Source organism: Eubacterium sp. 14-2, from assembly GCF_000403845.2.
Classification (GTDB): domain Bacteria; phylum Bacillota; class Clostridia; order Lachnospirales; family Lachnospiraceae; genus Petralouisia.
Window position 1 is genome coordinate 1,638,478 of record NZ_KE159567.1, and the last position, 14,528, is coordinate 1,653,005.

The window sequence follows — 14,528 nt, forward strand, 5'->3', positions numbered from 1 at the left end:
ATGGTACATTTAATTACGGAATTATCCAGGTATACCATGATTATATTGTTTGCACTGTATACTTATCAGTGCTTTTCCGTATTAAAGCGGAATGTGGACGCAGAGGAACAGAGCTGGAAGTTTCGCAGGCAGGTTATTTACATGTACCTGTTTCATCTGAATGCCTGTGCAGTTCTGTTTCTGTCCACGGAAAACCGGGAACTGCTGAAATTCTATTTAGAACAGGTGGTATTTTTTGCAGCGGTGCAGATTTGTTATGGCATTTTCTATAAGCGCGTTTCCAGACTTGTGGTAAATAACATGTGTATGCTGATGTGCATTGGATTTGTAATTCTGACCAGACTGTCCTGTAAACATGCGGTGAAGCAGTTTACCATCGCTGTTATTTCCATGGCTGTTACCATGCTGATTCCATATTTTATCAGCCGGTGGAAATTTGTCCGGAGCCTTACCTGGATGTATGCGCTGGCAGGCATTACCATGCTGGGAGTGGTGGCTGTGCTGGGTGCTGTTTCCAAAGGGGCAAAACTGTCCTTTTCTGTGGCAGGCATTACCGTCCAGCCTTCGGAATTTATTAAAATTATATTTGTTTTTTTTGTGGCTTCCATGTTTTATGAGTCTACGGAGTTTATACAGGTTGTGAAAGCCACTGTAGTGGCGGCGCTGCATGTGGTAATTCTGGTTCTCTCCAGAGATTTGGGGGCGGCGTTGATTTTCTTTATCGCTTATATGGTCATGCTGTATGTGGCTACCAGAAAACTGTATTATTTTGCAGGAGGACTGCTCTGCGGCGCCGCGGCTTCCGTAGTGGCCTATTTTCTGTTTAACCATGTGCGGGTGCGTGTGGTGGCCTGGCAGGATCCTCTGGCAGTGTTTGAGAAAGAAGGAAATCAGATATCCAATTCCCTGTTTGCCATCGGAACAGGAGGCTGGTTCGGCATGGGGCTGAACCAGGGGATGCCCTATAAGATACCGGAAGTAAAACAGGATTTTATTTTTTCAGCCATTGCGGAAGAACTGGGCGGGATTTTTGCCATCTGCCTGATTCTGGTATGCGTAAGCTGTTTTCTGATGTTTTTAAATATTGCCATGCAGATGAAAGATTTCTTCTATAAACTGGTGGCTCTGGGACTGGGGACTATTTACGGGTTCCAGATTTTCCTTTCCATTGGCGGAGATATCAAATTTATTCCCTCCACCGGAGTAACACTCCCGCTGGTCAGCTACGGCGGCAGTTCGCTGCTCAGTACCCTGATTATTTTTGCCATTATTCAGGGCCTGTATCTTATGAGAGAACGGGATCAGGATGAATGGGAGGCTTCAGGAAATCCGGCAGAGCGGAAGAAAGGAAAGAAGAAATCCCGGCCGGAGCAGGAAACAGAACTGGAGGAGACCGGGAAAGAAAAGAAGAAACAGGGGAAGAAACGACCTGGCAGGAAAGGAGGAATTTCATCCCATGAAGAAACCATCCACGGAACGAAAATCCAGGACTTCGACTAACCGGGAAAAAAACAGAGAATTTGCTGTTATCACCTATCTGTTTGTGGGAATGTTTATCATGATGATGGGGTATTTCGTCTGGTTCCAGGTGTTTCGAAGTGAGGATTTCATCAACAGCCCTTATAATGCCAGACAGAATACATTTTCAGAGCATGTGGTGCGGGGAGAAATCCTTTCGGCAGACGGAAAAGTGCTGGCGCAGACAGCAGTGGGAGAAGACGGAAAGGAAACCAGACAGTATCCTTACGGCAGCATGTTTGCCCATGCGGTGGGATATGACAGCAACGGAAAATCAGGAATTGAGTCTTTTGGCAATTTCAGCCTGCTGCGTTCCCATGCATTTGCCCTGGAGCAGGTGTTCAACGGTATTCAGAATCAGAAAAATCCAGGCGACAATATTGTTACCACACTGGATTTTGGCCTGCAGGAAACAGCTTATCAGGCTCTGGGAAGTAACCGCGGCGCTGTTGTGGTGCTGGAGCCTGCCACCGGGAAAATCCTGGCCATGGTTTCCAGACCGGATTTTGATCCGAATACCATAGAGGCAGAATGGGAGAGCATTATTTCCGATACGGACGATGATAATTCCGTACTGGTGAACCGGGTAACGCAGGGCCTGTATCCTCCAGGCTCCACTTTTAAGATACTCACCACGCTGGAATACCTCCGGGAACATGAGAATTATCAGGATTATACTTACGAATGCACCGGAAGTATTTCCATGGAAAATACGGAAATTCACTGCTATAACCATGCAGTTCACGGAACGGAGAATCTGGAGACTTCCTTTGCGAAATCCTGTAATACCTCTTATGCCAATATCGGACTGGGACTGAACAAAAAGTCATTTCAGCAGCTCTGTGAAAGCGTGCTGTTTCAGAAAAACCTTCCCATTTCCTATCCTTTTAACAAGAGCAGCTTTGTGCTGAAGGAGGATTCCAATTCGGATGAAGTAACGCAGACTGCCATTGGACAGGGAAAAACCCTGGTTACTCCCATACATATGGCCATGATTACTTCTGCCATAGCCAATGAGGGAGTTCTGATGCGGCCCTATGTGATTGACCATACGGAAAATTATAAGGGGATTACGGTAAAAGAATATAAACCTTCCCGGTACGGCGCCCTTGTATCGGAAGAAGAGGCGGCGAAGCTGCAGGAATTCATGTCTCTGGTGGTTCAGGAGGGAACCGGTTCAAAATTAAGCGGACAGAGTTATCAGGCGGCCGGAAAAACAGGTTCCGCTGAGTTCAGCAGCAATAAATCCGAGAGCCATGCCTGGTTTACCGGGTATGCTTCCACAGAGGAAAAGGGAACCATTGCAGTTACGGTAATTGTGGAAAAAGGCGGCGCAGGAAGCAGTACGGCAGTACCCATAGCAAAACAGGTGTTTGACCGATATTTCGGCCAATAGGAGAGAATAGCAGAAAAATCTTGCAAGATACTGGAAAAAGGGGTATACTAATTGCAAAGTTCTATAAACCACATCAGGAGGTATTGCAATGATTGAAGCAACGAGTTGTGGTGGTGTGGTAATATTTCGCGGAAAGATTCTGCTTTTGTATAAAAATTACAGGAACAAATATGAAGGATGGGTACTTCCAAAAGGAACTGTGGAGCCAGGAGAAGAATACCGGGAGACGGCGGCCAGAGAGGTGCTGGAAGAAACCGGGGTGGACGCCTCAATTATTAAATATGTGGGAAAGAGTCAGTACACGTTTACTGTTCCGGACGACACGGTGGAGAAGGATGTCCACTGGTATCTTATGATGGCAGACAGTTATTACAGCAAACCACAACGGGAAGAATATTTTGTTGATTCGGGATACTATAAATTCCATGAAGCCTATCATCTGCTTCGGTTTGCCAATGAGAAGCAGATACTGGAAAAAGCATATAATGAATATCTGGATTTGAAAAAAAGTAATCTTTGGGGCAACAGAAAATATTTCTAGTACATCATTTGTGATGATGTGCCGGACAGTTACACACAGGAAAAGGTGCTCATGAAACGGGGCGCCTTTTTTAGGAGAGATTCATGACTTGGTATAAGGAATATTATGCGGGAGAAAGTATCGCAGGGAAAAAGGAAAGAATAAAATGGAAAATCCTCCACCATGCAGGTCAGATTGAGATTTATGTGATTGCAGTCAGCAGCAGTCCCGGAAACCTGCTGGATATTATTCCGTCCTGGGAGCTGATGCAGAAATATTATCCCAAATCAGAGCTTTTGATTGTAGGGGTGGATAAGGGGTATGAAAATGCCATGGAGCTGGCAGGAATGATTGTAATGGACGTATACCAGAAGACCGGAGATTTCAAAGTAAGAGAATACTTTCTGGAAAAGCACAGAGAGCAGCTCAGGAAAGGGCATAAATGGAAATCCTGTTCCTGATTCTTAAGATACTGGGAATTATTCTGGCTCTCCTGCTGCTGATGATTATTGTATTCCTGTCGGTTCCGGTCCGGTATGGTTTCAATATAAAAGTGCAGGATGAGGCGGAAGGGAAAGCTGTCATTCACTGGCTGTTTCATCTGGTGGATATACGGGTTTTTTACAGGCAGAAGGATATTTCTTTCCGGCTGCGTATTCTGGGAATTCCCATTTCAACTGATAAGGAAAAGCCAGATAAAAAGAAAAAAGAAAAATCAGATAACAGGAAAAAGAAAAAATCGGAAGAATCCGGTGACAGGGAAACAGAAGAACCTTTTTCCGAAGAAACAGGAGAATCTTTTTCCGAAAAAACAGAAGTTCTTTCTCTGCCGGAAGAAATACAGAAGGATACGAACGATTCTGTCCGGACAGAACAGACGGAGCTTTTGCCGGATTCGGACATGCTTTTGTCAGAAGAAACAGATACAGAGGAAAAGAAAAAACAGACCAGAAAGGGATGGAGCCGGAAAAAAGGTTCCCGCGGCAAACGGAAGACAGGAACTTCAGGCGCGAAAAAAAGATTTCGGGGGCCAGGACAGAGGGCAGAGGGTGTGAAAACCGGTGCCGCCACGGTGAAAGAGCAGATTGAGAACATAAAAAACATGATTTTGGAAGAAACTAATCAAAATGCTTTCCGGCTTCTGCTGGGTGAATTTCGATATCTGCTGCGCCATTATTCCCCCAAAAAGGTATATGGTACGGTAAGATTTGCCATGGGGAATCCGGATCAGACAGGAAAAGTGCTGGGCGCCATAAGCCTTTTTCCCGGATGGAGCAGATATAGAATTGTTGTGACGCCGGATTTTGCGTCAGAGGTTTTTTATCTGAAAGGAAATCTCACGGTCAAAGGCCATGTCCGGGCATTGCATGTACTGGTTTCCGGATTCCGGATGATTAAAGATAAAAATATACGACAACTAATAACAAATCTAAGAGGATAACAGGAGGTTTTATACCATGCAGGAAAATAATTTTAACACAACGGTACAGTCGTTATTTAAAGGAATGGACAGTTTCATTACCACGAAAACAGTGGTGGGAGAGGCAGTGCACATTGGAGATACGATTATTCTTCCCCTGATAGAAGTTTCGTTCGGCGTGGGAGCAGGGGCATTCTGCCATGATAAGAAGAATAATGCTGCCGGAGGACTGGGCGGAAGAATTACCCCAAGCGCTGTACTGGTAATCCAGAACGGTGTAACCAAACTGGTAAATGTTAAAAATCAGGACAGCATTACCAAAATTCTGGATATGGTACCGGAACTGGTAAATAAATTTACGGAAAAAAATTCTGCCAGGAAAAAATCCAAAGCAGAAGAAGAGGCCAGGGAAGCAGCAGCTCAGGATCTGGCAGAAAAGTTAAATATTCCAAAAGATGAGAAAACAGAAGCATAAACGTGTGAATTTCACCGGAATTGTTTTGACCGGAGAGCATATATTAGAAGTAATATATGCTCTTTTTGGTGATGGCATGAAACGTCTGATTGGTTTTATTCTGTTCTGGATAGCGGTGGGAATGGCAATTATGATTTTTCTGCCAAATGAAGTGCTTGGAATACTGATTATCCTTGTACTGCTGTTGCTGGGATATAATCTTTTCTGCTGCTGAAAGATTGCAGAGTGTTCACTTTGGCGCGCCGAGCACAATTGCGAAGCAATATTTTACCTCTTGTGCGAGTGCGCATATTATTTTTATCTTACAGGAAAGACCCTTTCACGCGTTAGCGTGACAAGGTCTTTCCTGTAAGATAAAAAAAGAATCCCACTTGTGAGATTCTTTCTGAAGGCAAGAACAACTAAGCTCTTTCAACTTTTCCGCTTCTTAAGCAAGAAGTACAAACATACATCTTCTTAGAGGCTCCGTTTACTTTACATCTTACGGATTTAATATTGGATTTCCACATTCTGTTGGATCTTCTATGAGAATGGCTGACATTTTTTCCAAAATGTGCAGCTTTTCCGCAAACACTGCATTTTGCCATAATTGCACCTCCCTGCGCTATATTAAGCCATATCCTGTATGAACTCACAACAAAGTCATTCTAACAGAAAGATGGACAGAATGCAAGGGAAAAATGAATTTTTTATAAAAAGAGAAAATATTGTTTCATTTTCCTGTAAAAACGGTTATAATATAAACCATAAAAAACTGTGAAACAGTTTTTTATGGTTTAACGAGGAAAAATACGGAGTGTTTTTTCGAGTCAGAAGTATGAAAATCTGAAAGAGGTTCTGATGGTTTAACGAGGAAAAATACGTGGTAATTAAGCCTGAAAGGGTATTTCCGGTTACTCAATAATGTTGGAGGTTATGTTATGAAAGGACAAGTGGACACACAATACGGAAAAGTGTTGATTGATACAGATGTAATTGCAATTTACGCAGGTTCTGTGGCAGTGGAATGTTTTGGGATTGTAGGCATGGCTGCTGTGAATATGAAAGATGGTCTGGTGAGACTTCTGAAAAAGGATTACCTGAATCATGGAATAAATGTTACTTTGAAAGATAACAGGATTACCCTGGATTTTCATGTAATTGTTTCTTATGGAGTAAGTATTTCTACTGTTTCTGATAATCTGATCAGTACGGTGAAGTATCGCGTAGAAGAGTTTACCGGTATGGAAATCGAGAAAATCAACATCTTTGTTGAAGGCGTCAGAGTGATTGATTAAGGAGGAAAGAAAAGTGGCGATAACTACAGTAGATGCACCGTTACTTGCAAAAATGTTTTTGGCCGGGGCCAAAAATCTGGAAGCGAAAAAAGAATGGATTAACGAACTGAATGTATTTCCCGTACCGGACGGAGATACGGGAACTAATATGACCATGACGATTATGTCGGCAGCCACAGAGGTGAGCAATCTGGGAGAATCACCGGATATGGCTTCTCTGGCCAAAGCAATTTCTTCCGGCTCTCTGCGGGGGGCAAGAGGTAATTCCGGTGTTATTCTGTCTCAGCTGTTCCGTGGATTTACCAAAGGAATCAGCAAATATGAAGTTATTGACGTGGTTATTTTATGCGACGCGCTGCAGAAGGCGGTGGAGACAGCCTACAAGGCAGTTATGAAGCCAAAGGAAGGCACCATTCTTACGGTGGCCAAAGGAGGCGCGGACAGGGCGCTGGAACTGATTGGGGAAACCGATGACCTTGCAGTGTTTATGGATGAGGTTATCAGACATGCAGATTATGTGCTGAGCCAGACCCCGGAGATGCTCCCGGTTCTGAAACAGGCAGGCGTGGTGGACTCCGGCGGACAGGGTCTGGTTACCGTATTAAAAGGCGCTTATGACGCATTGATGGGAAAAGAAATTGACTATACGATTGAGACGCCATCTGCCGGAAGCGGTGTGGTGAAAATTTCTCAGCAGACAGAGCAGGATATTAAATTTGGTTACTGTACAGAATTTATCATTGTATTAAACCATCCCATGGAAGAGAAAGAAGAGATGGATTTCAAGGCGTATCTGGAATCTATCGGAGATTCCATTGTAGTGGTTGCAGATGATGAGATTACAAAGGTCCATGTACATACCAATGACCCGGGACTTGCCATTCAGCGGGCATTGGAATATGGCTCTTTGAGTAAGATGAAGATTGATAATATGCGGGAAGAGCATCAGGAGAAACTGATTAAGGATGCAGAAAAAGCCGCAGCAGAACAGAAAATGGCAGATGAGAAGAAACGTTCGGAGAAAGACGCCCTTGCAGAGGCTCAGAAGGCGCCCAAAAAAGACATGGGCTTTATTTCCGTATCCATTGGTGAGGGAATCAATGAGATTTTTAAAGGACTGGGGGTAGATTATATTATTGCCGGCGGCCAGACCATGAACCCCAGCACCGAGGATATGCTCAATGCCATCGAGGATGTGAATGCGGATAATATTTTTATCCTGCCAAACAATAAAAATATCATACTTGCGGCAAATCAGGCAGCATCTCTGATTGAAGAGAAAAATATATTTGTGATTCCAACCAAAACGGTACCTCAGGGAATTACAGCCCTGATTAATTTCATGCCGGACAGCAGCCCGGAAGAAAATGCGGCGCGGATGACAGAAGAACTTTCCACTGTAAAAACCGGACAGGTGACCTATGCGGTGCGTGACACTCTGATTGATGATAAATCCATCCGACAGGGAGACTATATGGGTATGGGCGACAGTTCCATCCTCTCTGTGGGCAAAGACATGGATGCGGTAATCAGAGAGCTGGTGGCTCAGCTTGTGGATGAAGAGTCAGCAATTATCAGTATCTATTATGGAGAGGAAATCAAGGAAGAAACTGCCAGGCAGTTAGGCTCCGAACTGGAGGAAACATATCCTGACTGTGAAGTGGAGGTACATTTCGGTGGACAGCCCGTTTATTATTATGTGATTTCCGTAGAATAACAGCAAAGGAGCAATCCCATGGAGAAAACATCGGGTATCGGCACGCTGAAAGGGATTGGAGCGAAAACAGAACAGTTATTTCATAATCTGGGAGTATACACCATTGGTGATATACTCCTTCATTATCCCAGAGATTATGAGAAGCTGCCGCCCATTACCCCCCTGTCGGAACTGCCGGAACTTGTAAAAGAAACTGAGATAACTGCCGCAGTGGCGGCACGTATTGATAAAACTCCTGTAGTGCGGGCAGCCCGCAGTATGCAGGTGACCTCCCTGATTCTTCAGGAGCAGGACGTGAAAGCAGATCTGGTATGGTTTCGTATGCCTTATCTGAAAAATACCCTGAAACCTGGAGCATGGTTTGTATTTCTGGGGAAAATTTCCAGAAAAGGCAGTCAGTTTCATATGGAACAGCCGCAGGTGCTTTTACCGGAGAAATACGAATCTATGCAGGAATGCCTGTGGCCCTGCTATCCCCTGACAGCGGGACTTGGCAAAAACAAGCTCTCACAGACCATCCGGAAAGCTCTGGAAGAACTGGATTTGTCGCGGGATTATCTGCCAGAGGATATCAGAATGCGGCGTCATCTGGCAGAATATAATTTTGCCCTGGAGAATATTCATTTTCCGGAAAGTGAAGAGGCGTTGGAACAGGCAAGAAAACGACTGATTTTTGATGAATTTTTCCAGTTTATCCTTTCGGCAGGTATACAGAAAGAGCAGATGGAAGAAGTGCTGAATGAATTTTCCTTTCTTCCGCTGGAACTGTCTGAATCAGGTACAGAGTCAGAGAAGCAGGCTTCGGAATCTTCCGTGGAGTCACAGAGGCTGTGGGCTGATTCTGTAATGGAGCAGCTTCCTTACCAGCTGACGGAAGCCCAGAAACGTACTCTGCTGGAAATCCGTCAGGATTTACGAGGCAGGAAGGTTATGCAGCGTCTGGTACAGGGAGATGTGGGCTCCGGAAAAACCATTATTGCCTTTCTGGCCATGCTGGATGCGGCTCAGGCAGGTTATCAGTCGGCGCTGATGGCTCCTACGGAAGTGCTGGCCATGCAGCATTATCAGACCTTTACAGAACTCTGTGAACAGCATGGGCTGCGGATTCCTGTTATTCTTTTGACCGGTTCCCTGACAAAAAAGGAAAAACGCCACGCTTATGAGCGGATGCAGCTGTATGCCAACGCCATGATTATCGGAACCCATGCCCTGATACAGGAGCAGGCTCTTTATGACAATCTTGCGCTGGTTATCACAGACGAGCAGCACCGGTTTGGAGTAAAACAGCGGGAAACATTGTTTCTCAAAGGTTCCCAGCCCCATGTTCTGGTTATGAGCGCCACCCCTATTCCAAGAACCCTTGCTATTATTTTATATGGAGATCTGGACATATCCGTGATAGATGAAGTACCGGCCAGAAGGCTTCCGGTAAAAAGCTGCGTTGTGGGAAAAAATTCCCGCAATACTTCTTATGATTTTCTGAAAAAAGAAATTGCCATGGGGCATCAGGCTTATGTTATCTGTCCGCTGGTGGAAGAAAGTGAAGGCCTGGAGGCCGAAAATGTGACGGATTACGCCAGAATTCTGCAGGAACAGCTTCCCTCCGGGATTGTGGTGGAATCCCTGCATGGAAAAATGAAATCCGGCAGGAAGAATCTGATTATGGAGCAGTTTGCCCGTAATGAGATACAGGTGCTGGTGTCCACCACGGTGATTGAGGTGGGCGTTAATGTGCCCAATGCCACAGTGATGATGATAGAGGATGCTCAGCGGTTCGGTCTGGCCCAGCTTCATCAGCTTCGGGGCCGGGTGGGCAGAGGAGAGGCACAGTCCTACTGCATTATGATTAATACTACTGACTCCGGGAAGGCAAAAAAACGTCTGGAAATCCTGAATAAATCCAACGATGGATTTTTCATAGCGGGAGAAGATCTGAAACTGCGGGGACCGGGGGATTTCTTTGGAATCCGCCAGAGCGGGCTTCTGGAATTCCGTCTGGGTGATATTTATCAGAATGCCGATCTGTTAAAACAGGCATCGGAGGAGGCAAATCTGCTGTTGGCAGAAGACCGGCAGCTTATGCAGCCAGGACATGAGAGAATCCGGGAACAGATACAGGGGTATCTGTTCCGTCAGGCCGAAACAGTAAATTTGTAAAGAGAAAAACAGGCGCCAGATTATTCTGACACCTGTTTTCTGATTGTCTGAGTATAAACGGAAGTTTCCTGTTATCTGCCAGACATCTGTTTTTCCTGGGCTTCGATCATTTTCTTCACCATATAACCGCCGACAGAACCATTCTGTTTAGAGGTTAAGTCTCCGTTGTAACCCTCTTTTAAAGGCACGCCGATTTCATTCGCAACTTCGAATTTAAACTTATCCAATGCACTTTTTGCTTCCGGTACTACCGCTCTGTTAGATGAATTAGACATATCGTTACCTCCTGTTGTCTTTTGTTTCTGAAATATTTTCTGTTTTTTCATGTGTGAATCATCCGCAGATGATAAAATGTAACCCGTTGGTTACGAGGATAGTATATGCACAGAAATCAGGATTAGACATGCAGTTCTTTCCGATTTTAACAGAAAATTCCACGAAACGTCAGTCGGCAACCAGCTGGATATCAGTAATGTCAGGAGAGGCAACCAGAGAATAATTGGTGTAATACACAACGAATCCCGGCTTGCTTCCGTTGGGTTTTTTCACATGTTTTTTTTCAATGTAGTCAATTTCCACCTTGTCTGTTCCGCGTCCGTCAGAATAGTAGGCAGCCAGGCGTCCCGCCTCCTCAAAGGTGCGGTCCGGCAGTTCGTCACCGTTGGTTTTAACCACCACATGGGAGCCCGGCATTCCCTTTGCATGGAACCACCAGTCATTTCCCAGGGCAAATTTAAAGGTAAGCTCTTCATTCTGAAAATTATTTTTTCCCACATACATATGATAACCGTCAGAGGAAAGATAGTGGAAAGGCCGGCTTTTTATTTTTTCTTTTTTGCCGGTGTGTTTCTTTTTGATATAGCCAAACTGTACAAGTTCTTCTTTTATCTGGGTCAGATCCTCCTCGGAAACGGCAATGTCCAGGGAGGTGGAAATGGATTCCAGATGAAGCATTTCTTCCTGCGTTTCCTTTAGCAGTTCCGTCAGCGCCTCATAAGTGCGCTTTAATTTGTTATAGCGGTCAAAGTATTTCCGGGCATTTTCCTGAGGTGTAAGCTGATTGTCCAGAGGAATGGAAATCATTTCATTTGTGTAGTAATTGAGAGCTTCCAGTTTTTGGGCATTTTCATCCAGATTGTATCCGTAAGTGTTGATGAGTTCTCCGTATACTTTATATTTTTCCCGTTTTTCCGTATCTTTTAACTGTTTTTGCTGTAAATCGTATTTTTTTCGGCTCCGCTCTGACAGAGTGTTCACGATTTTGCGAAGATCTGCAGATTTTTGCCGGATTCTGGTGTATACGTTTCTGGCAGCGTAAAAAGTCTCCAGCACTTCTGAGATGGAAGTACAGTCTGTTTTTGTGAAATCTCCGTACTGTTTCAGTTCCACTGCTGAAAAATCCACCGGTTCTTTTCCATTATTAATCAGGTTTGGATGGAAGTTTCCTTCCCGTATATCCTCCATCATCCAGGAAAAGTGGTGGAAAAGATGGAATTTTTCTTCTTCTGACAGCGCTTGCGCAGGCCGGTCTCCGTCTACAGAAGCGCGGAAACAGAGCTCAGAAGCAATCACAGGGCTGATGCCCGTGCAGGCGGTGTAAATTGCCTTCTGCACCGGAAGGGGCCTGCCGTATACATTCTTATAGAAAGAATCCTGTGTTTCCGTCAGAGGATTGGATTTTTCCTGTGTTTCCGGGATAAAATAAGTTCTTCCAGGGAGCACTTCACGGACAGAGCTGACCTGGGCGGAAATATGTTTGATACTGTCGATAATGTTTTTGTTTTCATCGCAGAAAATAATGTTGCTGTGTTTTCCCATCAGCTCAACAATGAGAACTTTGTGACAGAGATCTCCCAGTTCATTGAGATGTTCAATTTCAAAATTGATGATACGCTCCATATTGGGCTGGTGAATGCCCGTTATTTTTCCGTTTGCAATATGTTTTCTGAGCAGCATACAGAAATTCGGTGCTGTCAGGGGACTGGTTTTGTTGGCCTGGGTCAGGTAAATCAGGGGCAGGGAAGGACTTGCGGATAACAGCAGCCGCACCTGTCCGCTTTTTGCAGCCGCTTCTGTTCTGGAAGTTTTTATCGTGAGCAGAAGTTCGTCATTTTCCGGCTGGGCAATTTTGCTGATCCTTCCGTTTCTGACTGTTTCATTCAGTTCTTTTACTAAATTTGCAATAACAATTCCGTCAAAAGCCATGATAGTTCTCCTTTTTTATCATTCAGGTGCAAAAGGCGCCTTTTATGCCGCATATGTGCCGGTACCTGAACCTTTTCATGAAAATACGAGACTATAACAGTATAGCTCAAATTTCTGAAAAATGGAATAAAAAAAAATATGGATTGAATTTTCCGAACATTTGTATTAGAATAGATAAAAGAAATATTCTAAGAACGAAAGAGCAGAAAGGAATTACATTTGTTCAAATACAAAAGTGGATACAGCAGACAATTGTTTTGGACAAAGGTAATTACATTCAACAAGGGCGTGAAAAGATGCAGGATAAAAACAATACTCAATATTTTAAAGTGGAGAAGGAACAGCAGATAAGGGTTGACGATGTGCTGGAAATTGTATATAGTGCTTTGCGGGAGAAGGGCTACAATCCGGTGAACCAGATTGTGGGATACATTATGTCCGGAGACCCTACTTACATTACCAGCCATCGGAATGCAAGAAGCCTGATTATGAAAGTAGAGCGGGACGAGCTGGTGGAAGAGATTCTGCGCCGGTATATCCAGAGCAACTCCTGGGGATAGGAGGTCAGGATGCGCATTATGGGGCTTGATTTTGGTTCCAGGACCGTGGGTGTTGCCATAAGTGATGCATTACTGGTTACTGCCCAGGGAATCGAAACCATTCAGCGGAAATCGCCGGGAAAACTCCGGCAGACACTTGCAAGGATTCAGGAACTGACAGAGGAATATCAGGTGGAGGAAATCGTACTGGGATTTCCGAAGAATATGAATAATACGGAAGGGGAACGCTGCCGCAGTACACTGGAATTTCAGGAACTGCTGAAAAAGCGCTGTAATCTGCCGGTGGTGCTGTGGGATGAAAGGCTTACTACCGTGGAAGCAGAGCGGAGCCTGATGGAGGGCGGCGTGCGCAGAGAACACCGGAAGAGCCATGTGGACAGGATTGCCGCTGTACTGATTTTACAGGGGTATCTGGATGCGCGGGCATTTCAGGCGGAAAAATCAGGAAATTCAGAATAGGGAAAGACGAAACAGCAAAGTTGGAATAAAAGGACAGAATCAATGGAAAAAGTAGTATTTCAGGCTCCTCACAGCGGGGAGTCTATGGAGTTTTATGTGGTAGAGCAGACCAGAATTAATGGGGTGAATTATCTGCTTGTTACAGAAGAGGAAGACGGCGACTGTGACGCCTTTATTTTAAAGGAAATATCACAGGAAGAAAATGAAGATATCGTGTATGAAATGGTGGAATCTGAGGAAGAACTGGAATATATGTCCAGAATTTTTGGCGAAATTCTGGAAGACGTGGAGCTGACCATGTAGTACGAAGGAATCTGAAAATATGAATTTTACAGAAAGGTGTTGCGATGCTCCGGGAAGATTTTGAAAAGATTTTGAAGGAACATGGATTGAAAAAGACCAGGCAGAGAATTCTGGTACTGGAAGCACTGTCATCCTGTGAGGATAAACACCTGACTGCGGAAGAAATATATGAAACAGTGAAGGCAGAGTTCCCGGAAATCGGGCTGGCGACTGTCTATCGGACCATACAATTGCTATCGGAGCTGGACCTGGTGGAAAGTGTGCAGCTTGGAGATGGATGCGTGCGTTATGAAATTGGAAAAATTGGTGAAAAAGAGGCGCACCGCCACCATCATTTAATATGTCTGGAATGTGGAAAAGTAATATCTTTTTGGGACGACCTGTTAGAGGAGCTGGAGGAACGTATCAGAGAGTCAGCTTCTTTTCAGGTTATCAACCATGAGGTAAAGTTTTACGGCTATTGTGAATCATGTCTGAAACAGGGACAGGAATGTCAGTGAAAAGCGAGGGAACCTGCACAG

17 protein-coding genes are annotated in these 14,528 nt (G+C 44.6%); 14 read left to right on the forward strand and 3 right to left on the reverse strand.

The features are described 5' to 3' along the window. From C805_RS14670 to C805_RS14700, 7 genes are all read left to right on the forward strand, one after another. On the forward strand, positions 1-1,500 hold the full coding sequence (locus C805_RS14670) for an FtsW/RodA/SpoVE family cell cycle protein (protein ID WP_016214660.1): 1,500 nt from the start codon (positions 1-3) through the stop codon (positions 1,498-1,500). Continuing rightward, entirely contained in the window at positions 1,457-2,914 is a 1,458-nt protein-coding gene (locus C805_RS14675; protein WP_016214661.1) for a peptidoglycan D,D-transpeptidase FtsI family protein, read from the forward strand. The genes C805_RS14670 and C805_RS14675 overlap by 44 nt, the downstream gene beginning before the upstream one ends. A gap of 88 nt (positions 2,915-3,002) precedes the next feature. After that, positions 3,003-3,455 carry an NUDIX hydrolase gene (locus C805_RS14680; RefSeq protein WP_016214662.1) on the forward strand — a complete coding sequence of 151 codons (453 nt, stop codon included), beginning with the start codon at positions 3,003-3,005 and terminating at the stop codon, positions 3,453-3,455. Positions 3,456-3,538: 83 nt separating this feature from the next. Continuing rightward, a complete protein-coding gene (locus C805_RS14685) occupies positions 3,539-3,895 on the forward strand; it encodes a hypothetical protein (protein ID WP_016214663.1) in 357 nt (118 codons plus the stop codon). After that, positions 3,877-4,875, forward strand: coding sequence for a hypothetical protein (locus C805_RS14690; RefSeq protein WP_016214664.1), 999 nt, complete (start codon positions 3,877-3,879; stop codon positions 4,873-4,875). Before C805_RS14685 ends, C805_RS14690 begins: the two co-directional genes overlap by 19 nt. 16 nt (positions 4,876-4,891) lie before the next feature. After that, entirely contained in the window at positions 4,892-5,329 is a 438-nt protein-coding gene (locus tag C805_RS14695) for a GerW family sporulation protein (RefSeq protein WP_016214665.1), read from the forward strand. Positions 5,330-5,333: 4 nt separating this feature from the next. Next, on the forward strand, positions 5,334-5,543 hold the full coding sequence (locus C805_RS14700) for a hypothetical protein (RefSeq protein WP_155957620.1): 210 nt from the start codon (positions 5,334-5,336) through the stop codon (positions 5,541-5,543). Positions 5,544-5,730: 187 nt separating this feature from the next. Here C805_RS14700 and rpmB read toward each other — a convergent pair whose 3' ends face one another. After that, complete coding sequence (gene rpmB, locus C805_RS0105345) at positions 5,731-5,916, reverse strand: 50S ribosomal protein L28 (RefSeq protein WP_022751123.1); 186 nt, start codon at positions 5,914-5,916, stop codon at positions 5,731-5,733. A gap of 333 nt (positions 5,917-6,249) precedes the next feature. Between rpmB and C805_RS14705 the strand changes: the two genes are divergently transcribed. The 3 genes from C805_RS14705 to recG are packed head-to-tail and all read left to right on the forward strand — an operon-like array spanning position 6,250 to position 10,480. Further along, positions 6,250-6,606 carry an Asp23/Gls24 family envelope stress response protein gene (locus tag C805_RS14705; RefSeq protein WP_016214667.1) on the forward strand — a complete coding sequence of 119 codons (357 nt, stop codon included), beginning with the start codon at positions 6,250-6,252 and terminating at the stop codon, positions 6,604-6,606. 13 nt (positions 6,607-6,619) lie between these two features. Further along, the gene (locus tag C805_RS14710; RefSeq protein WP_016214668.1) at positions 6,620-8,323 is read left to right on the forward strand and encodes a DAK2 domain-containing protein; all 1,704 of its coding nucleotides are present in this window, start codon (positions 6,620-6,622) and stop codon (positions 8,321-8,323) included. Between the two features lie 18 nt (positions 8,324-8,341). Beyond that, positions 8,342-10,480: an ATP-dependent DNA helicase RecG gene (recG, locus tag C805_RS14715; protein ID WP_016214669.1), complete on the forward strand. Its 2,139-nt coding sequence runs from the start codon at positions 8,342-8,344 to the stop codon at positions 10,478-10,480. A gap of 71 nt (positions 10,481-10,551) precedes the next feature. On the opposite strand, the gene C805_RS14720 is transcribed toward recG, so the two are convergent. Further along, entirely contained in the window at positions 10,552-10,755 is a 204-nt protein-coding gene (locus C805_RS14720) for an alpha/beta-type small acid-soluble spore protein (RefSeq protein WP_016214670.1), read from the reverse strand. A 169-nt stretch (positions 10,756-10,924) separates the two neighbouring features. Then, positions 10,925-12,685 (reverse strand): Rqc2 family fibronectin-binding protein, encoded by a 1,761-nt coding sequence (locus C805_RS14725; protein WP_016214671.1) that lies wholly within the window; start codon positions 12,683-12,685, stop codon positions 10,925-10,927. Positions 12,686-12,981: 296 nt separating this feature from the next. Between C805_RS14725 and C805_RS14730 the strand changes: the two genes are divergently transcribed. The 4 genes from C805_RS14730 to C805_RS14745 are packed head-to-tail and all read left to right on the forward strand — an operon-like array spanning position 12,982 to position 14,507. Continuing rightward, complete coding sequence (locus tag C805_RS14730) at positions 12,982-13,245, forward strand: IreB family regulatory phosphoprotein (protein WP_016214672.1); 264 nt, start codon at positions 12,982-12,984, stop codon at positions 13,243-13,245. 9 nt (positions 13,246-13,254) lie between these two features. After that, on the forward strand, positions 13,255-13,704 hold the full coding sequence (ruvX, locus tag C805_RS14735) for a Holliday junction resolvase RuvX (RefSeq protein WP_016214673.1): 450 nt from the start codon (positions 13,255-13,257) through the stop codon (positions 13,702-13,704). 42 nt (positions 13,705-13,746) lie between these two features. Then, positions 13,747-14,007 carry a DUF1292 domain-containing protein gene (locus C805_RS14740; RefSeq protein ID WP_016214674.1) on the forward strand — a complete coding sequence of 87 codons (261 nt, stop codon included), beginning with the start codon at positions 13,747-13,749 and terminating at the stop codon, positions 14,005-14,007. A gap of 44 nt (positions 14,008-14,051) precedes the next feature. Then, the gene (locus C805_RS14745; protein ID WP_016214675.1) at positions 14,052-14,507 is read left to right on the forward strand and encodes a Fur family transcriptional regulator; all 456 of its coding nucleotides are present in this window, start codon (positions 14,052-14,054) and stop codon (positions 14,505-14,507) included. Positions 14,508-14,528: the final 21 nt, after the last annotated feature.